The organism is Plantactinospora siamensis (assembly GCF_042434095.1).
GTDB lineage: Bacteria > Actinomycetota > Actinomycetes > Mycobacteriales > Micromonosporaceae > KBS50.
Window position 1 is genome coordinate 153,394 of the sequence record NZ_JBHLUE010000002.1, and the last position, 18,129, is coordinate 171,522.

At 73.9% G+C, this 18,129-nt stretch carries 16 protein-coding genes; 12 read left to right on the forward strand and 4 right to left on the reverse strand.

What is annotated here, in order from left to right; genetic code table 11:
• Positions 1 to 45: 45 nt before the first annotated feature.
• Complete coding sequence (locus tag ACFFHU_RS02250) at positions 46 to 717, forward strand: hypothetical protein (protein ID WP_377335132.1); 672 nt, start codon at positions 46 to 48, stop codon at positions 715 to 717.
• A 124-nt stretch (positions 718 to 841) separates the two neighbouring features.
• Here ACFFHU_RS02250 and corA read toward each other — a convergent pair whose 3' ends face one another.
• The 3 genes from corA to ACFFHU_RS02265 all read right to left on the reverse strand — a co-directional run bounded on the left by corA (position 842) and on the right by ACFFHU_RS02265 (position 4,144).
• Positions 842 to 2,113 carry a magnesium/cobalt transporter CorA gene (corA, locus tag ACFFHU_RS02255; RefSeq protein ID WP_377335134.1) on the reverse strand — a complete coding sequence of 424 codons (1,272 nt, stop codon included), beginning with the start codon at positions 2,111 to 2,113 and terminating at the stop codon, positions 842 to 844.
• A 410-nt stretch (positions 2,114 to 2,523) separates the two neighbouring features.
• A complete protein-coding gene (locus tag ACFFHU_RS02260; RefSeq protein WP_377335136.1) occupies positions 2,524 to 3,618 on the reverse strand; it encodes an aminotransferase-like domain-containing protein in 1,095 nt (364 codons plus the stop codon).
• A gap of 133 nt (positions 3,619 to 3,751) precedes the next feature.
• Complete coding sequence (locus tag ACFFHU_RS02265; protein ID WP_377335138.1) at positions 3,752 to 4,144, reverse strand: CBS domain-containing protein; 393 nt, start codon at positions 4,142 to 4,144, stop codon at positions 3,752 to 3,754.
• 121 nt (positions 4,145 to 4,265) lie between these two features.
• Here ACFFHU_RS02265 and ACFFHU_RS02270 point away from each other — a divergent pair, with 121 nt between their 5' ends.
• The 4 genes from ACFFHU_RS02270 (at position 4,266) to ACFFHU_RS02285 (ending at position 7,714) form a co-directional block, all read left to right on the forward strand.
• Entirely contained in the window at positions 4,266 to 5,021 is a 756-nt protein-coding gene (locus ACFFHU_RS02270) for a hypothetical protein (RefSeq protein ID WP_377335140.1), read from the forward strand.
• Positions 5,022 to 5,236: 215 nt separating this feature from the next.
• A complete protein-coding gene (locus ACFFHU_RS02275; protein WP_377335142.1) occupies positions 5,237 to 5,968 on the forward strand; it encodes a phosphocholine cytidylyltransferase family protein in 732 nt (243 codons plus the stop codon).
• Positions 5,956 to 7,023: an iron-containing alcohol dehydrogenase family protein gene (locus tag ACFFHU_RS02280; RefSeq protein WP_377335144.1), complete on the forward strand. Its 1,068-nt coding sequence runs from the start codon at positions 5,956 to 5,958 to the stop codon at positions 7,021 to 7,023. The genes ACFFHU_RS02275 and ACFFHU_RS02280 overlap by 13 nt, the downstream gene beginning before the upstream one ends.
• Positions 7,013 to 7,714 (forward strand): CDP-alcohol phosphatidyltransferase family protein, encoded by a 702-nt coding sequence (locus ACFFHU_RS02285; RefSeq protein WP_377335146.1) that lies wholly within the window; start codon positions 7,013 to 7,015, stop codon positions 7,712 to 7,714. The genes ACFFHU_RS02280 and ACFFHU_RS02285 overlap by 11 nt, the downstream gene beginning before the upstream one ends.
• Before the next feature lie 91 nt (positions 7,715 to 7,805).
• On the opposite strand, the gene ACFFHU_RS02290 is transcribed toward ACFFHU_RS02285, so the two are convergent.
• Positions 7,806 to 9,068, reverse strand: a complete 1,263-nt coding sequence (locus tag ACFFHU_RS02290; protein WP_377335148.1) for a glycosyltransferase — start codon at positions 9,066 to 9,068, stop codon at positions 7,806 to 7,808.
• A 24-nt stretch (positions 9,069 to 9,092) separates the two neighbouring features.
• Here ACFFHU_RS02290 and ACFFHU_RS02295 point away from each other — a divergent pair, with 24 nt between their 5' ends.
• From ACFFHU_RS02295 to ACFFHU_RS02325, 7 genes are all read left to right on the forward strand, one after another.
• Complete coding sequence (locus ACFFHU_RS02295) at positions 9,093 to 9,953, forward strand: Fpg/Nei family DNA glycosylase (RefSeq protein ID WP_377335150.1); 861 nt, start codon at positions 9,093 to 9,095, stop codon at positions 9,951 to 9,953.
• Between the two features lie 284 nt (positions 9,954 to 10,237).
• The gene (locus tag ACFFHU_RS02300; RefSeq protein WP_377335152.1) at positions 10,238 to 11,797 is read left to right on the forward strand and encodes a sugar transferase; all 1,560 of its coding nucleotides are present in this window, start codon (positions 10,238 to 10,240) and stop codon (positions 11,795 to 11,797) included.
• Positions 11,798 to 11,834: 37 nt separating this feature from the next.
• On the forward strand, positions 11,835 to 12,497 hold the full coding sequence (locus ACFFHU_RS02305) for a response regulator (RefSeq protein ID WP_377335154.1): 663 nt from the start codon (positions 11,835 to 11,837) through the stop codon (positions 12,495 to 12,497).
• A gap of 155 nt (positions 12,498 to 12,652) precedes the next feature.
• Entirely contained in the window at positions 12,653 to 14,806 is a 2,154-nt protein-coding gene (locus ACFFHU_RS02310; protein WP_377335156.1) for an MMPL family transporter, read from the forward strand.
• Positions 14,807 to 14,822: 16 nt separating this feature from the next.
• Complete coding sequence (locus ACFFHU_RS02315) at positions 14,823 to 16,010, forward strand: sensor histidine kinase (protein WP_377335158.1); 1,188 nt, start codon at positions 14,823 to 14,825, stop codon at positions 16,008 to 16,010.
• Between the two features lie 42 nt (positions 16,011 to 16,052).
• On the forward strand, positions 16,053 to 17,354 hold the full coding sequence (locus ACFFHU_RS02320) for a histidine kinase (RefSeq protein WP_377335160.1): 1,302 nt from the start codon (positions 16,053 to 16,055) through the stop codon (positions 17,352 to 17,354).
• Positions 17,351 to 18,106, forward strand: a complete 756-nt coding sequence (locus ACFFHU_RS02325; protein WP_377335162.1) for a LytR/AlgR family response regulator transcription factor — start codon at positions 17,351 to 17,353, stop codon at positions 18,104 to 18,106. Before ACFFHU_RS02320 ends, ACFFHU_RS02325 begins: the two co-directional genes overlap by 4 nt.
• Positions 18,107 to 18,129: the final 23 nt, after the last annotated feature.

Sequence of the window (18,129 nt, forward strand, 5' to 3'; positions counted from 1 at the left end):
CGCTGGTGGAGGATGGCGGAGGAACCACACAGGAGGTGGAGACCGGTGTTTGGAATCGGGCGACGCACGCGTCATCGCGATCTCGTCAAGTCCGAGTTGGGGGAAAGCCTGGATCACTTTGTCCAGGCCGCCTCGCATGCGGCCGACGGGGTGGGCTCGACCGTCGGTCCCCGGGTCACCGCGGCGCGCACCCGGGTGGCGCCCGGAGCGGCCAAGGTGCGCGGCGGCGCGGCAAAGGTCCGCGGTGACGCGCAGCGACGCTGGGGAAGCACGATGAGCGCGCTCGCGCCGCTCGCCGTGGCCGCCGCCGACGGCGCTCGGCAGGCCGGCACCGGGACCACGCGGGGCAAGGCGAAGGTGACGGGGATGAAGGGCAAGAAGAAGAAGTCGAGCGGCCGGTTCGGCAAGGCCGCCAAGGTGCTCGCCGTGAGCGCCGCGGTGGGCGCGGCCGGCGCCATGGTGCTGCGACGTCGGCGGGACGACCAGGAGTGGAACGCGTACGACCCGACGGCCACCCTTACTCCAGCGGCGAAGGACCCGGCCGCCCGGACCGAGAGTGACCTGGCCACGAACGCGGCCACGGCGCCGGAGACGAACATCACCCCCGAGCAGACGACGGCCAGCACCACCACCGGCCGCGCCGCCACCAGCGGCGACAAGCCGGGCTCGGCGACCAGCTCGGTCACCGAGAACGCCCACCAGGCCGCCGGCAAGTAACCCCCACCGGCCCCGGCCCATCCGGCCCCGGCCCAAGCGGTTGATCATGGGCTTTACCGCGACTCCGACCACGGAAGCTCGCAGTAAAGCCCATGATCACGCCTGGGGGTCCGTGGGATGGGGGTCAGAGCCAGCCGTTGCGGCGGAACCAGCGGTAGAGGCCGAAGGAGATGCCGAGGATCACGGCCCACACGCCCGGGTAGCCGTACTTCCAACTCAGCTCGGGCATGAACTTGAAGTTCATGCCGTAGACCCCGGCGATGGCGGTCGGCACGGCGGCGATCGCGGCCCACGCCGCGATCTTGCGCATGTCGTTGTTCTGCTCGACGGTGACCTGCGCCAGCCGGGCCTGCAGGATCGAGTTCAGCAGGTCGTCGTACGAGTTGACCTGCTCGACCGTGCGGGTGAGGTGGTCCTGCACGTCCCGGAAGTAGCGCCGGATCTCCTTGGGCACGCTCCGGCTGAGCTGCCCGGTGAGCTGCACCATCGGCCGCTGCAGCGGGATGACCGCCCGCTTGAACTCGACCAGCTCGCGCTTCATCTGGTAGATCCGCTGGATCCGGCCGCTCGTGTACCGGGCGAAGACCTGGGTCTCCAGCTCGTCCAGGTCGTCCTCGATCTTGTCGGCGACGTCCAGGTAGAGGTCCACCACCCGGTCGGTCACCGCGTACGCCACGGCCCAGGGCCCCTGCTCGAGCAGGTCCCGCTTGCTCTCCAGGTCGGCGCGGACCGGGGCGAGCTTGCAGGCGTCGCCGTGCCGGACGCTGATGGCGAAGTTCGGCCCGATGAAAAGCATCACCTGCCCGGTCTCCACGACCTCCGAGGTCTCGGTGAGTTCGTCGTGCTCGCAGTACCGGGCGGTGCGCAGCACCAGGAAGCTGATCTCGCCGAACCGCTCGAGCTTGGGCCGCTGCTCGGCCTTGACCGCGTCCTCCACGGCCAGTTCGTGCAGCCCGAACGCCTCGGCGATGCCCTCCATGGCCCGCGCGGCCGGCTCGTGCAGGCCCACCCAGACGAACGCGTTGTCCCGGTCCCGGGCCTCGGCCAGCGCGTCGGCGTAGTGCCAGGTGCCGGGCTGGCGCTCACCGTCCACATAGAGCGCGCAGTCGACGACCGAGTCGCGCTCCTCCTGGGTGGTCTCCCCGGCGCGGCGCGGCTGGCCGTCCACGGCCAGGATCCGGGTGACCGCGCGGACGGGCGCGGTCCAGGGCCGGCCGCGTCCCCGGGCCTCGCCGGCCGCCGTGCGCCCCCTGGGCTCGTCGGCCGCGGGCCGCCCGGCCCCACCGGCCGCGGGCCGCCCGGCCCCGCCGGACGCGGGCCGCCCGGCCCCGCCGGACGCGGGCCGCCTGGGCTCACCGGCCGTTCTGGGGTGTCCCTGCTCGATCCGCTCCGCCATGGCCGCCTCGCCTCCTCCCGGTGGTGCACCGCGGATTGCAGGCTACGCCGCCGGATGCGAAGCACATGATCAACAGGGCGGGCGGCGTGTCGGGAGTGGCGAAGAACATCGGCGCGGCCCATGACGCCGCCCGGTCGGCTCGCCGCTTACGGCGGCGCCGGGTGGACCGGCCGCGTCGGGGGGGTGAGGTGCGAGCGGCCCACCCGGCGCCATCCTGGGGGCGGGGGGTTATGCCTTCGACACCCGTCGCCGCGGCGCTCGCCGGCCCTTCCGGGCCGCGCCAGCGGAAACCGGTGCTCGGAGCATTGTGAGCCCGGTCTCGCTTTCAGGAAAGGCCTGCACTCGGCAGTCGCCGGCTTCTGTCGGGTTTCCGACAGAAGCCGGCGACAACCGGACGGGTCGGCCGAGCGTCAGCGCCGCACCGCGTGCACCGCCTCGGCCAACCGGCGTACGCCCTCCTCGATCTGCTCCGTGCCGACGGCCGAGTACGCCAGCCGCAGCGCGTGCCGGCCGCCGTCCAGGACGAAGTCGCTGCCCTTGACCACCGCCACCCCGCGCTCGGCCGCCGCCGGCGCCAGGTCGTCCACGTGTACGTCCTCCGGCAGCTCGATCCAGAGAAAGTAGCCGCCGTCCGGCTCGGTGAACCGGGCCTCCGGGATGTGCCGGCGCAGCGCCTCGGCGAGCGCCCGGGCCCGGTCCCCCAGCGCCGCCGAGACGGTGGCGATCGACCGGTCGATGTCCCCGGACACGCAGAACTGGTGCACGATCGCCTCGGAGACCATGCCGGGCGAGATGTAGAGGTTGGTGGCCCGCTTGGCGATCGCGGCGATCAGCTCCGGCTGGCCCACCAGGTAGCCCACCCGGACGCCGGGGCAGACGGTCTTGGTGAAGCTCGACGCGTGTACGACCAGCCCGTTCCCGTCGAGCGAGAGCATCGACGGCAGCGGCTCGCCGCGGAACCGGATGTCCGCGTACGGGTCGTCCTCGAAGATCGTGAACCCGTACTCGGCGGCCAGGTCGAGCAGCTCGTGCCGCTTGCTCAGCGACAGGGTCACCCCGGCCGGGTTCTGGTAGTTCGGGATGACGTGCGCGAGCTTGGGGCGTACCCCGGACTCGAGCAGCTTGCGCAGCTCGGCGGTGTCCAACCCGTCGGGCTGGATGGTCACCCCGTGCACCTGGCCACCCAGCTGCTGGAGGTTGAGCAGGGTCCGGTCGTACGTCGGGCGCTCCACCACCACGGCGTCGCCGGCCTTGACCAGGTGGTCGAAGAGGAACGCGTCGGCCTGCAACGAGCCGTTGGTGACCAGCACCTGCTCGATGTCCACCCCGTGCTTGCGCGCGATCCACTCGCGCAACGGCCGGTAGCCCACGGAGGTCCCGTACGCGGTGATGCCGGCCGGATCGTCCTCGAAGGCGCGGACGGCCGCGGCCTTGAGTCCGTCGACATCGACGATGTCCAACGAGGGCGCCCCACGGGCGAACGAGATCAGCTGCTCGGCAGTCATGACTACCGAGCGTACGGGGGGCCGGGGGCCCCGCGAGGCAGGTCCGGCCGTGTCCGCATGCTGAACCCGCGTACGGGCGACAGCTCCGGCGGTCGTTGGCGACAGCCGTGCCCGAGCCTGCGGGACCGCCGGCTCAGGCCGGAGCGGGCGCGCGCGAGCTGGTCCAGACCCGGACGATGTCCCGCACCGAGATCACCCCGAGCACCTCGCCGTCGGAGAGCACCACCAGGTGCCGGAAGCCGCCCCGGGCCATGGCGGCGGCCGCCTCCTCGACGGTCCAGTCCGGACCGGCGTACACGACATCCCAGGTGAGATGGGCGCCGGTGCGCTCGACATCGCAGTCCAGACCCGCGCCGAGGGCGTAGAGGACATCCCGCTCGGTCAGGATGCCCACGCCCTCCGACTCGGGATCGATCACCACGGCGGAACCGACCCGCCGCTCCGACATCATCCGGGCGGCCTGCCGGAGCGTGTGCTCCGGACCCACGACCAGCACCTGCTTGGACATGGCCTCGCGTACCTGCATCACGCATCACCCCTGATCGGCGCGGTGGTGGCCTGCGGTGGGCTCCATCCTGTCCTGACGAGGGTCTATGGACAAGCCCTCCGGCCGGTGCCGGAGGGCCCCGGTCAGTAATCTTGCGGCCGTGGGCGACGGGGTGGACCGGGTGGCGGTGCCGACGTACCGGGTGGCGGCGCTGGTCGCCCCGGCCGTGGACCGGATCTTCGTCTCGGCCATGGCCGCGGTGCGGCTGGGCGGCGGCAGCCGGCTGGTCCAGCGGCACGGCGGCCGAGACGCCATCGGGTTCCTCATCGATCTCCGCACCCGGCTGGCCGCGCCCGGCGGCACCGTGGACTGGACCGGCTTCGCGGCGATCACCCGCTACCGGGACCCCGCCGAGTGCCAGCGCGCCCTCGACCGCCAGGTCGCGCACGGGATGATCCGCCGGATGCCGGCCGGCTTCGCCGCCACCGAACGCGGCCTCACCTTCCTGGCCGAGCTGTACGACCTGCACGCCGAGGTGACGGCCGCCGTCTGGCGGGACCACGCCGACCGGGTACGGCGGTTGGCCGGGGCCGCCGGTCGGCTCCTCGGCGCGGCCGCCGCGGACGCCGGGCCCGCCTTCGCCGCCGTGGCGCCGCCGTACGAGCCGGCCGGAGCGCCGGCCGGCCTGCTGCTGCTGAACCGGCTCGGAACCCTCCGCCTGCACCGGGCGGACGCCCATGCCGCGGCCTGGGCGGCGGCCGGGCACACGGCCGCCGGCATCCAGCTGCTGGAGGCCGGCCCGGAGCGGCAGGCCATCGAGCAGGAGACCGACCGCCGGGCGGCCGGGCCGTACGCCACGCTCACCCCGGACGAGCGGCTCGACCTGCTGGCCGACCTGGCTGCGCTGCCCGGCTGACCGGCCCGCCCGACGGGTGGACCCGGCTCCCGGCCGAGGGTCCGCGCTTCCGGTAAGAGGTCCGCGGCCGGGCCGGCCGGGACGGTCACGGATATGAGCCGGATCACTACCGGATCCGGGTTAACGGCCGGGTAACGGCGGCTGACGCGGACTCGACCACCGGGCGGCGCTATCCTCCTGCGGAGGCTCATGTCTGGCAGGGAGGACCCGTTTCCATGATCGGTTTGGTGCTCGCCGCGGGAGCGGGGCGCCGGCTCCGCCCGTACACGGACACGTTGCCAAAGGCGCTGGTGCCGGTGGACGGGGAGACGACGATCCTCGACATCGCGCTCGGCAATCTCGCCGAGGTCGGCCTCACCGACGTGGTGATCGTGGTCGGCTACGCGGCCGGCGCGGTGGAGTCCCGGGTCGACGCCCTCCAGGAGCGGTACGGCGTCAAGATCACCCTGGTGCACAACGACAAGGCCGAGGAGTGGAACAACGCGTACTCGCTCTGGCTGGCGCGGGAGCACTTCGCGCAGGGCGCCCTGCTGGTCAACGGCGACACCGTGCACCCGGCCGGCGTGGAGCGGACGCTGCTGGCCGCGCGGGGGCCGGGCATCCTGCTGGCCCTGGACACGGTCAAGAAGCTGGCCGACGAGGAGATGAAGGTCGTCCTCGACTCCGGCGGCCAGCTGAAGCGGATCACCAAGCTGATGGACCCGGCCGACGCGTACGGGGAGTACATCGGCGCCACCGTGATCGAGCCGCAGGCGGCGGCCGGGCTGGCCGACGCGCTGGAGGCCACCTGGCGGCGCGACCCCGACCTCTACTACGAGGACGGCTATCAGGAGTACGCGGACCGCGGTGGCGAGGTGCGCGGAGCGCCCATCGGCGAGGTCGAGTGGGTCGAGGTGGACAACCACGAGGACCTGGCCCGGGCGCGGGAGATCGCGTGCCGCTACTAGCCCGTTCCGTCCAGACCCCGCTGCACATAGAGGTACGCCGGGGCGCGGTGGCCGACCTGGGCGCGATCCTCTCCGACGGCCGGATCTCCGCGGGCGGGGACGTGGCCGTGGTGGTGGGTCCGGGGCAGGGCGAGCGGATCGCCGAGCTGCTCGAGCCGACCCTCGGCTCGGCCGACCTGTTCACCACCACCGGCGGCTCCCTGGACGCCGCCAACGAGCTGGGCAGCAAGCTGCGGAACCGCTCGTACGACGCGGTGGTGGGCATCGGCGGCGGCAAGACCGTGGACGTGGCCAAGTACGCGGCCATGCGGCGCGGCCTGCCGATGGTCTCGGTGGCCACCAGCCTGGCCAACGACGGCATCGCCTCCCCGGTGGCCAGCCTGGTCACCGACGGGATCAAGGGCTCGTACGGCGTACACATCCCGATCGCCGTGATCGTCGACCTGGATTTCGTGGAGAGCGGACCGGAACGGCACAACCGGGCCGGAATCGGCGACGTGCTCAGCAACATCAGCGCGCTGGCCGACTGGGAGCTGGCCCGCCAGGTCCGCGGTGAGCCGGTGGACGGGCTGGCCGCCTCGCTCGCCCGGGCGGCCGCCGAGGCGCTGATCAACCACCCGGGCGACATGACGGACGACGACTTCGTCATCGTGCTGGCCGAGGGACTGATCTCCAGCGGGCTGGCCATGGCCGTCTGCGGCAGCAGCCGGCCGGCGTCCGGCGGTTGCCACGAGATCATGCACGCCATCGACACGCTGTTCCCGGAGACGGCCTCGCACGGTGAACTGGCCGGCCTCGGCGCGCTGTTCTGCACCTGGCTGCGCGGGGACGAGCGCCGGCTGCGGCAGATGTCCGCCTGCCTGGCCCGGCACAACCTGCCGCGTACGCCCGCCGACGTCGGCCTGGACGACGAGCAGTTCGCGGCCGCGGTGGCCTTCGCCCCGCGGACCCGGCCGGACCGTTACACCATCCTCGAGCATCTGGACCTCGGCGCCGACGAGGTCCGCAGCCGGCTGGGAGATTACGTCGATGCCCTCGACCGCGATGATGACTGAGCCGGCCGTTCGCGACTTCTACCGGACCAACCGCGGCGGCGGGCTGTTCAGCGAGGCCGTGAGCCAGTGGTTGGGCGCCGCGCTGGCCCGCGTCGCGAACCGCCTCGGGCTGCCGCCGACCGGGCTGACCCTGCTCAACCTGCTGTTCGGCCTGGGCACCTCGGCCGTCGTGGCCGCGCTGGCGTCGCGGGTGGCCGCCGGCACGCTGCCGGCCTGGCCGGTCGGGCTGCTCGCGCTGGTCGGCTGGCAGCTCGCGTACGCCTTCGACTGCGCCGACGGACAGCTCGCCCGGGTGACCGGCCGGGGCAGCGCGTTCGGCGCGCGGCTGGACGTGCTGTGCGACGTGGCGGTGCAGATCGCGCTGGTGGCGGCGCTGTCGGCGGTGGCCGTGGCCCAGCGGCACGGCACGCCGACCTGGCTGGTGGCCACCTTCGCCGGCACCTGGATGGTCAACCTGGTGACCTCGGTGATGCAGGCCGGCCCGAACGCCGGCAGCATGGTGGCGTCCCGGTCGCTGCCGGTCCGGGCGGTCAAGCTGGTTCGCGACTACGGCGCGGTGATCTTTGTGGCCGGCCTGGTGCTGACCCTCGTACCGGCCTGGACCCTCTGGCTGATCGCCGCCTTCACCCTGGTCAACGGCCTGTTCCTGCTGGCCAGCATCGCCTTCTCGGCCCGCGCCACCCTCCGCTGACCCTGCCCGGCCAACCGGCGCGCGGTCGGCCGGCCAGGGGTTAAGAGGGGACCCTTCCTATACAGAAAGCGATAAGAAGGGGCCCTTCCTTTCACTTCAGGCCGGCGTAGACGGCGAGGAGCTGGCGGGTGACGACCTCCGGCGAGAACATCCGCTCGTAGCGGGTGCGGGCCCCGGCCGCCAGCGCGGCCGCACCGTCCCGGGCTACCGGCAGCGCCGCGGCGAGGGCGCCGGGGTCGGCCGGCACGGCCCAGCCGGCCGGCCCGGCGCCCGTGCCAAGACCCCCATCGCCCGGAGCGCCCGCACCGGCGGCGTCCACGCCCACGCCGCCGTCGACGACCGCGGCATCCGGGGCTGCGGCGCCCCCGTCGCCGACTCCGAGCAGGTACGGGATGCCGCCGAGCGCGGTGCCCAGCACCGGCCGGCCGGCCGCCATGGCCTCGATCACCACGGTCGGCAGCACGTCATACCAGGTGGGCACGACGAGCACCACGGCCGTGCGGCGCAGCGCCGCGGCCACCCCGGACCGGTCCAGCGGGCCGAGGTACTCGACATCGGCCCGGGCCACGGCCGCCGCCTCGGCCAGCGGCCGGAGGTCACCGTCGCCGGCGATCCGCAGCGTGCCGAGCGCGCCGTCCGGGTGCCGTTGCCACGCCTCCAGCAGCAGGCCGAGGCCCTTCTCTCCGGAGAGGCGGCCGTAGTAGAGGAAGCCGTCGCCGAGCGGCGCCGGAGCGCCGGGGTCGGGGATGCCGTTGGGCTTGATCACGATGCGCTCGGCGGGGATGCCGTACCCGCGCAGGTGCTCGGCGATCCCGCCGGTCAGGGCGATGTACCGGTCCACCGAGCGCCAGGTCGGCCGGTGCACCGCGAGGGTGGTGGCCATCAGCGCGCTCTGCGCCCGGGAGCCCCGGTAGCAGCGATGCACGATCGCCGGAACGCCGAGGGCCCGGCCGCGGCAGTCGGTGCAGATCCGGCCGTCCCGGAAGTAGATGCCGGAGGAGCAGACCTGGCGGTAGTTGTGCACGGTCTGCACGACCGGCACGCCGTACCGGTGCGCGGTCCGCACCACCCAGGGCGAGAGCAGCGGGTACGGGTTGTGCAGGTGCACCAGGTCCGGCCGCTGCGCCTCGATCAGGCGGGCGAGGTCCCGCTGCGCCCCCGGCGCGTAGATCGGCGACAGCGGCAGCAGCGCCCGGGCCGCCGGAGGCAGCTCGGGGATCTCGTCCGAGCTGCGCAGGAACGGCAGCACCTCGACGCCGGCCCCGGTCAGCTGCTCGATCTCGGCGTCGACGATGGTGTTCTCGCCGGACGGCTGACCGGTCCGATAGCGGTTGTGCGCCACGACCACCTTCATGAGGGAACAAGCTACCGTTGACGCGTGCCGGAGCTACCCGAGGTGGAGGCGCTGGGCGCCTATCTGCGCGAGCGGGCCGTGGGCCACGCGGTCGAGCGGCTCGAGGTCGCGTCGCTGTCCGCGCTCAAGACGTACGATCCGCCGCCGTCGGCCCTGGCCGGCCGGCGGGTGACGGGCGCGGGACGGCACGGCAAGTTCCTCGACGTGACCTTCGACGGCGACCTGCACCTGGTGGTGCACCTGGCCCGGGCCGGTTGGCTGCATTATCGCGACGCGTTCGGCTCGAAGCTGCCGTTGAAGCCCGGCAAGGGACCCATCGCGCTGCGGCTGCGCCTGGACGACGGTTCCGGCTTCGACCTCACCGAGGCCGGTACGCAGAAGAGCCTGGCCGCCTACCTGGTGCCCGATCCGGCCCTGGTGCCCGGGGTGGCCCGGCTGGGGCCGGACGCGCTGGCGGTGGACCTGGAGACCTTCGGCGAGCGGATCAGGGGCCGCCGGGGGCAGCTCAAGGGGGTGCTCACCGACCAGCAGGTGCTGGCCGGCATCGGGAACGCGTACTCGGACGAGATCCTGCACGCGGCGAAGCTGTCGCCGTTCGCGATCAGCGAGCGGCTGCGCGACGACCAACTCGAGGCGCTGTACGAGGCCACCCGGCGGGTGTTGTCGGACGCCGTGTCCCGTTCGGTGGGTCAACGGGCCGCGGAGCTCAAGGGCGAGAAGCGGGCCGGACTGAGTGTGCACGCCCGGACCGGGCTGCCGTGTCCGGTCTGCGGCACGACGATCCGCGAGGTCTCCTTTGCCGATTCCAGCCTGCAGTACTGCCCCGGCTGCCAGACCGGCGGCAAGCCGCTGGCTGACCGTCGGTTGTCCCGCCTTGTGCGCTGAGTGAAAGCGCACGGAAATCCCCCACCAGGTGAGAAAACCGCCCGGTCGGCGCGCCTTGGCACGGCTCGATCCGTCGGTATAGTTGCCCGGTCCGTCGTCGCCGCGGCCCGACCGGCCCGCCGGGCGGACGCCCGGAAAGCGCGCGGGTGGGCGGTGCGACCGGGTGGCGTAATGTCTTGCGGGGTCAACGTCCGGCCAGGTCGGCGTGGGAGACTGGGACGGTGGGCGACCCGAGCCCTTATGGGGAGTGGCTGGCACGTGTCAGGCGGGAGGACCCAGGCGAGGTGACCACGAGCCTCCAGCGCCCGGACGGCCACATCTACCGGAGCAGCAACGCGCACCTCGACAGCTTCGAGATCCAGCCGCCGACTGCCCCGACGGCCAACGGCGTGCCGCGCTCGGCGTGGGCCCGGGCCCGCCGGCGGGTGTCCCGCTGGCACCGGCCGTACACCGCCGCCCTGCTGCTCGCCGACTTCGCCGCGGCGGCCCTGGCGAGCTGGATCGCCATCGCCTGGTTCGACCAGGCCAAGGCGGGCTTCTATGACGTCAACGAGGACCCGACCTGGTTCTACACGGTCACGTTCCTGCTGCTGCCGCTCGGCTGGCTGGTCATCCTCTGGGGAAACCGGGCATACGACCGTCGCTACCTCGGCCTCGGGCCGGAGGAGTTCAAGCGGGTGATCCGGGCGTCGGTCACGGTGGCCGCGAGCGTCTCGTTCCTCGCCTTCGCCACCAAGACCAACCTCTCCCGGTACGCGGTGGCCACCGCGCTGGTGGGCGCCACCGTGTTGCTGCTGCTGGAGCGCTACGTGGCGCGGCTGGTGCTGCACGGCGTACGCACCAAGGGCGGGCACGCCGGGCACCGGATGGTGCTGGTCGGGACGCTGCCGGACGCCCTGGAGGTCTACCGGGCGGTCACCCGCAGCCCCGCCGCGGGCCTGGTGCCGGTGGCCATCGCCCTCACCGACGGGATAGCCGCGGCCCGGGGCATCGAGACCCCCGTGCCCGTCTACGCCGGCCGGGACGTGCTCGCGCTGGTCCGCGAGGTGGGCGGCGACACGATCGCGGTCTGCGGGTCGGCCAGCGCCGAGCCGGGTGAGCTGCGCCGGCTGGCCTGGCAGCTGGAGGGCTCCGGGGTCGACCTGGTGGTGGCGCCCCAGCTCACCGACATCGCCGGCCCGCGGGTGCACATCCGGCCGATCGAGGGCCTGCCGCTGCTGCACGTCGAGGAGCCCACGCTCTCCGGGCCGGCGCTGCTGGCCAAGAACCTGCTGGACCGGGTGGCCGCCGGCCTCGGCCTGCTGCTGCTGATCCCGCTGTTCATCGCCATCGCGGTCTCGATCCGGCTCTCCGACGCCGGCCCGGTCTTCTTCCGCCAGTCCCGGGTGGGGCACGAGGGCCGCACGTTCCGGGTCTGGAAGTTCCGGACCATGTACGTGGACGCCGAGGAACGGCTCGCCGGCCTGGTGGACCAGAACGAGACCGACGGCATGCTGTTCAAGATGAAGCTGGACCCGCGGGTCTTCCCGATCGGCCGGTTCCTGCGGGCCAGCTCGCTGGACGAGCTGCCGCAGCTGATCAACGTGTTGAAGGGCGAGATGTCGCTGGTGGGGCCGCGCCCTCTGCCCGCGGACGACGGCGACTTCCTCGGTGACGTCCGGCGCCGGCTGCTGGTCCGGCCCGGCATGACGGGCCTCTGGCAGGTCTCCGGCCGCTCGGACCTGTCCTGGGACGAGTCGGTCCGGCTCGACCTCTACTACGTCGACAACTGGTCCCTGGCGTACGACCTGAGCATCCTGTGGCGCACCATCGGGGTGGTGCTGGCCCGCAAGGGCGCATACTAGGCCCCCCGCCCGCCCGCGCCGGTGGCATACTGCGGCGGTGATCCGGGTGGTGCTCGCGGACGACCAGGCGCTGGTCCGAGCGGGCTTCCGGGCGCTGCTGGAACGCGCCGCCGAGGTCGAGGTGGTCGGTGAGGCCGCCGACGGCGAGCAGGCGGTCTCGGTGGCCCGGCGGGAACGGCCGGACGTGGTCCTCATGGACGTCCGGATGCCGGTGCTGGACGGCCTGGAGGCGACCCGGCGGATCGTCGCCGACCCGGCGCTCGCGGACGTCCGCGTGATCATGCTGAGCACCTTCGAGGTCGACGAGTACGTCTTCGCGGCGCTGCGCGCGGGCTCCAGCGGCTTCCTGCTCAAGGACATCGAGCCGGACGACCTGCGGCAGGCGGTCCGGGTGGTGGCCGGCGGCGAGGCCCTGCTGTCGCCGCGGATCACCCGCCGGTTGATCGCCGAGTTCGTGGCCCGACCCGCCGCCGTGGACGGCGCGGCCGCCGACCGGCTGCGCCAGCTCACCGACCGGGAACGCGAGGTCGTGGCGCTGGTCGCCCGCGGGCTGTCCAACGACGAGATCGCTGGCCGGCTGCACCTCAGCTCCGCCACCGCGAAGACCCACGTGAACCGGGCCATGGCGAAGGTGGGCGCCCGGGACCGCGCCCAGCTGGTGGTGTTCGCGTACGAGGGCGGGTTGGCCGGCCAGGGCTGAGGCGTCGCCGCCCGGCTACCACGGCTGCGGTACGGCGGGCGCGGCGACGTACCGCAGATCCGGTAGCGGGGTCACCGCGCTGGTGGGACGACCGGATCGAGCCCGATGCATAGCGTCGAAGAAGAATCTTCGACACCTTCGCAACGGGGGTTTCCGTGTCTCGTCTGACTTCGTTCGTCCTGCGCCACCGCCTGGCGGTGGCGCTGATATGGCTGGCGGTGGCGCTGGCCGGGGCGCTCACGGCCGGCACCACCACCGGCCGGATGACCCAGGACTTCACCCAGCCCGGCAGCCCCGCGCAGACCACCGCCGAGCGGATCGCCGCCGCCTACCACGTCGACGCCGGAGCGCCGCCGGTTGTGCTGGTGCTGACCCTGCCGGCGGGGCAGCGCGTCGACAGCCCGGCGGGACGGGCCGCGGCCGGGCGGGCGTTCGCGGCGGCCCGGCCGGTCGGCGCCCGCCTGGTCGACTACGCCGGCACGGGCGACCGCAGGTTCGTCACGGCCGACGGGCGCAGCACGTACGCGATCATGACTCTGCCCTCGATGTACGCGGCACCCGGCCTGCCCGCCGCGGCGGAGGCGGCGGTCCGGAGCGCCGCACCCGCCGGCGCCACCGTGACGCTCACCGGAATCACCGCGCTGTCCGACTCGGACGGTGGTACGGGCGGCAACGGCGTGCTGGTCGAGACGCTGATCGGCGGCATCGGCGCGCTGGTGGTGCTGGCCTTCGTGTTCGGCAGCCTGGTGGCCGTGCTGCCGCTGGTGATGGCGGGCGTGGCGATCCTCGGCACGTTCCTGCTGGTGCTCGGGGTTACCGAGGTGACCGACGTGAACTTCGTCGCGCAGTTCATCATCGGCCTGATCGGCCTGGGCGTGGCCATCGACTACTCGTTGCTGGTGGTCACCCGGTGGCGGGAGGAGCGCACGCACGGCGCCGCCAACCGGGACGCGGTGCGGACCGCCATGGCGCACGCCGGGCGGGCGGTCGTGCTCTCCGGGCTGACCGTGGCGATCGGGCTGGTCGCCCTGGTGGGCCTGCCCATGCCGGCCATGCGCAGCTTCGGGTACGCTGGCGCGCTGATCCCGCTCGTCTCGGTGGCCGCGGCCGTCACCCTGCTGCCGGTCCTGCTGGACGCGCTCGGTCCGGCGCTGGACCGGTTCCGGCTGCGCAGCGACGACACTGCCAGCCGGGGGTGGACCGGCTGGGCCCGCGCCGTCGTGCGGTGGCGCTGGCCGGCCGCCCTCGCCGGGCTCGCATTTCTCGCGGTGCTGGCCGCGCCGATGACCCACCTGCGGATGGGCGACCCGCAGACCGCCTCGCTCGCCCGCTCGGGCCCGGCGTACGAGGCGCTGCGCACCGTGACCGACGGCGGCGTGCCCAGCGGGGTGGTCAGCCCGGTGGTGGTGCTGGCCCGCGCGGACGCGGCGGCGCACGTAGCGAGCCGGCTCGGCGCGGTGCCGGGGGTGTTCGCGGCCGTCGCGCCGGACGCCCCGGATCAGCGCCACGACGGTACGGCGCTGGTCACCGTGCTGCCGGCCGACGAGTCCGGGGCGGCCGCCGGCGCGCGGACGGTGGCCCGGATCCGGGCGGCGGCGACCGGCGACCCGGCCGTGCTGGGAGTGACCGGCGAGGGGCCCGAACAGGCCGACTTCCGCGAGGCGACCTGGGGGCGGTTCCCGCTCATGCTCGGTGTCGTCTGCCTGCTCACCTTCGTGTTGCTGGCCCGGTCGTTCCGGTCGCTGGTGCTGCCGTTGAAGGCGGTGGCGCTGAACCTCGTCTCGCTGGGGGCCGCCTACGGCGCGTTGACCTTCGTCTGGCAGGACGGTCACGGCAGTCACGCCCTCTGGGGCTCCCCGGCCGCCGGCGCCATCCCGACCTGGCTGCCGCTGATGGTCTTCGCGTTCCTGTTCGGCCTGTCCATGGACTACGAGGTGTTCCTGCTGGCCCGGATGCGCGAGGCGTACGACGCGGGCGAGGACACCGACGCCGCGGTCGTCACCGGGCTGAGTCGGACCGGGCGGCTGGTCAGCTGCGCCGCGCTCATCCTGGTGCTCGCGTTCGTCGCCATGTCCACCGCGCCGGCCACCCAGGTGCGGATGCTGGCCACCGGGATGGGCGTCGGCATCCTGGTGGACGCGACGGTGGTCCGCTGCCTGCTGGTGCCGACCCTGGTCAGCCTGTTCGGCCGGTGGAACTGGTGGCTGCCCGCACCGCTGGCCCGGTTGCTGCGGGTGCCGCCGTCCCCGGCCCGCGCCGAACAGCCCCGGGATCTCCCGCGACTGGCTCCTGCCGGACGGGCCGGCTGACCGGCAGGATCGGGACATGTCCACGGTCGCTTGGTGGCGGCGGGAGCCCGCCATGGAACTCCCCCTGGTTGTGCTGGTCGCCACGGCGACGGCGCTCGGCACGTTCGGGGAGTTCCGTGGCTCGCCCTGGCCGGTGCGCGCGCCGGCCCTCGGCTACGCGCTCGGCCTGGCGGCCGCGGCCGCCCTGGCCTGGCGGCACCGCCGGCCGGTGGTCGTGGCCGGGGTGACCGTCGCCGGCCTGGCGCTCTATCACCTGGCGGGCTATCCGGGCGGCGCGCCCGTGCTGGCGGTCTTCGTCGGCTGCTACGCCCTGGCCGCGTTCGTGGTGGACGGGCGGGCGGCGGTGCGGGCCGCGCCGCTGTTGGTGGCCGGCTACCTGGCCCTGTCGCTGCCGCCGAACCGGTTCCTCTGGTCGTCCCCCGCGGTGTGGGGGCCGGGATCGGCGCTGCTGGTCACCGCCTTGCTCGGCGCCACCGCCCGGCGACGCCGGCTGGACGCCGAGGCCCGGGTCGAGCAGGCCCAGGCGGTCGCCACCGCGGAGGTCGGCCGCCGGATGGCGGAGCAGCGGCTCCGGGTGGCGCAGGACCTGCACGACGTGCTGGCGCACACCATCTCGGTGATCGGCGTGCACACCCGGGTCGCGCTCGAGGCGCTGGACGACGACGTGCCGGACTCGGCCCGTCGGTCGCTGACGGTGATCCGCTCGTCGACCCGGGAGGCCATGACGGAGCTGCGGGCCACGTTGAACCTGCTGCGCGGCGAGCCGACCGAGGGGGACACCGCGCCGCAGCCCACCCTGGCCCGCATCCCGGAACTCGCCGTCCGGGCCGAGGCGGCCGGCCTGCGGGTCCGGGTCGGGCTGCCGGAACCGGGCCGCGAGCTGCCCGCGCTGGTCGAGTTGACCGCCGTACGGGTGGTGCAGGAGTCGCTGACCAACGTGATCCGGCACGCGGCCGGCGCCACCACGGTCACGGTCGACGTCCGGGTCGCCGAGGGCGAGCTGTGCGTGGACGTCTGGGACGACGGCTCGGGCGCCCCCCGCGGCGCCGCATCATCCGGCGCGGCGGCCGGCGCCGGTCTGCCCGACGGGGCCGGGTTCGGCCTGCTGGGGATGCGCGAACGGGTCGAGGCGCTGGGCGGCCGGCTCGTCGCCGGCCCGCGTTCGGCGGGCGGTTTCGGGGTCAGCGCCGCGCTGCCGTGCTGAGCCGGGCTGGCGTGCCGGCCCGGCGAGCGGCAGGATTCGACGGTGGCCGCCAACCTGTCCGCCGCGTTCGCCGTGCTGGTGCTGGTGAGCGCCCTCGGTGCGGCCGTGTTCGCGGTGCTGCGGCTGCGGGCCCGGCGCGGCATCGTCACGGCCGGTCAGCGGGCCACGTACGAGGTGCTGCACACCGCGGGGCTGGCCGCGGAGTCGCTGCGCTCCGGACTGACGGCGGCCAGCGCTGGGAAGGCCGTCCGGCACCTGCGTACCCTGGTCGGCGCGGCCGGCCTGGCCCTGGTCGACGAGCGGGCGGCGCTGGCCTTCGACGGCCGCGGCGAGCACCATATTGATCAATTGGTGGCGGCCGCGCACCGGGCCATCGCCGCCAACCGCTCGGCCGTGCTGGGCGAGTCGGACCTGCACTGCGACCGGGTGGACTGCCCGGTGCGCGGGGCCGTGGTGGCCCCGCTCACCGGCCCGGACCACCGGCCGGTCGGCGCGCTCGTGGCCGTCTCCGGCGGGCCGCCCGCGCCCGGCCTGGTGCACGCCGCGCTGGAGACCGCGCACTGGACCGGCGACCAGCTGGCGCTGGCCGAGCTGGAGTCGTCCCGGGAGCGGTTGGCCCGGGCGGAAGTACGCGCGCTGCGCGCCCAGATCAGCCCGCACTTCATCTACAACGCGCTCACGGCCATCGCCTCGTTCGTCCGGACCGATCCGGAGCGGGCGCGGGAGCTGATCCTGGAGTTCGCCGAGTTCACCCGGTACTCGTTCCGGGCGCACGGCGACTTCACCACGCTGGCCGAGGAGTTGCGCTCGATCGACCGGTACCTCACCATCGAACGGGCGCGGTTCGGCGACCGGCTGCAGGTACGGCTGCAGATCGCCCCCGAGGTCCTGCCGGTGAGCCTGCCGTTCCTCTGCCTGCAGCCGCTGGTCGAGAACGCCGTCCGGCACGGGCTCTCCCGCAAGACCGGGGTGGGCATGGTGAGCATCGTGGCCCGGGACGCCGGCGCCGAGTGTCACCTCACGGTGGAGGACGACGGGGTCGGGATGGACCCGGCGGTGCTGCTCGGCGGCTCCGAGCCGACCGAGCGGACGGCGGCCGACGGGGTGCCGGACGATCCGGACGCAGGCGAGCGGGAGGCGACGGACCGGACGGCGGCCGAGCGGGCGGCAGCGGCCCGGGTGGACGACCCGGGCCAGCACGTCGGGCTGTCGAATGTGGACGAACGCCTCCGGTCGGCGTTCGGCGACGAGTATGGGCTGGTCGTGGAGACGGCTCCGGGAGCTGGTACGAAGGTGAGCATGCGGGTGCCGAAGTTCCACCGCCACGTCCGGGCCAGCGCGTGACCGCGTTCCTGCGGGTGCTGGCCGTGGACGACGAGCCGCCGGCGCTGGACGAGCTGGCCTACCTGTTGCGCGCCGATCCCCGGGTGGCCCGGGTGCACACCGCCGGCGACGCCACCGAGGCGCTGCGACTGCTCCGGGACGTCGACGTCGAGGCGGTGTTCCTGGACATCCGGATGCCCGGCCTGGACGGGATGGAGCTGGCCCGGGTGCTGCGCCGGTTCGCCCGGCCGCCGGCCATCGTCTTCGTGACCGCGTACGACGACGGGGCGGTGGACGCGTTCGATCTCGGGGTCACCGACTACGTACGCAAGCCGGTGCAGACCGAGCGGCTCGCCGAGGCGGTCCGCCGGGTGGTGGGCTCCCGGGTGGTCGCCAGCCATCCGGCCGCGCTGGCCCGGGCCGAGGAGGACCCGGCCATCCCGGTGGAGCTGGCCGGCACCACCCGGATGCTGCCCCGCTCCGCGGTGCGCTGGGTCGAGGCGCAGGGCGACTACGCGCGGCTGCATACGGCCGACGGCTCCCACCTGGTCCGGGTGCCCCTGGCCACCCTGGCCGACCGGTGGGCGGACGCCGGTTTCGTCCGGATCCACCGGTCCTACCTGGTGCAGCTGCGGCTCATCGCCGAGCTGCGGCTGGCCAGCTCCGGGTACGTGGTCGTGGTGGACGGCGCCGAGCTGCCGGTGAGCCGGCGGCACACCCGGGAGCTCAAGGACCGCCTGGTCCGCGCGGCGAAACAGGACTGGACCCGCTGACCCCACCACCGGGCGGGGCCGCG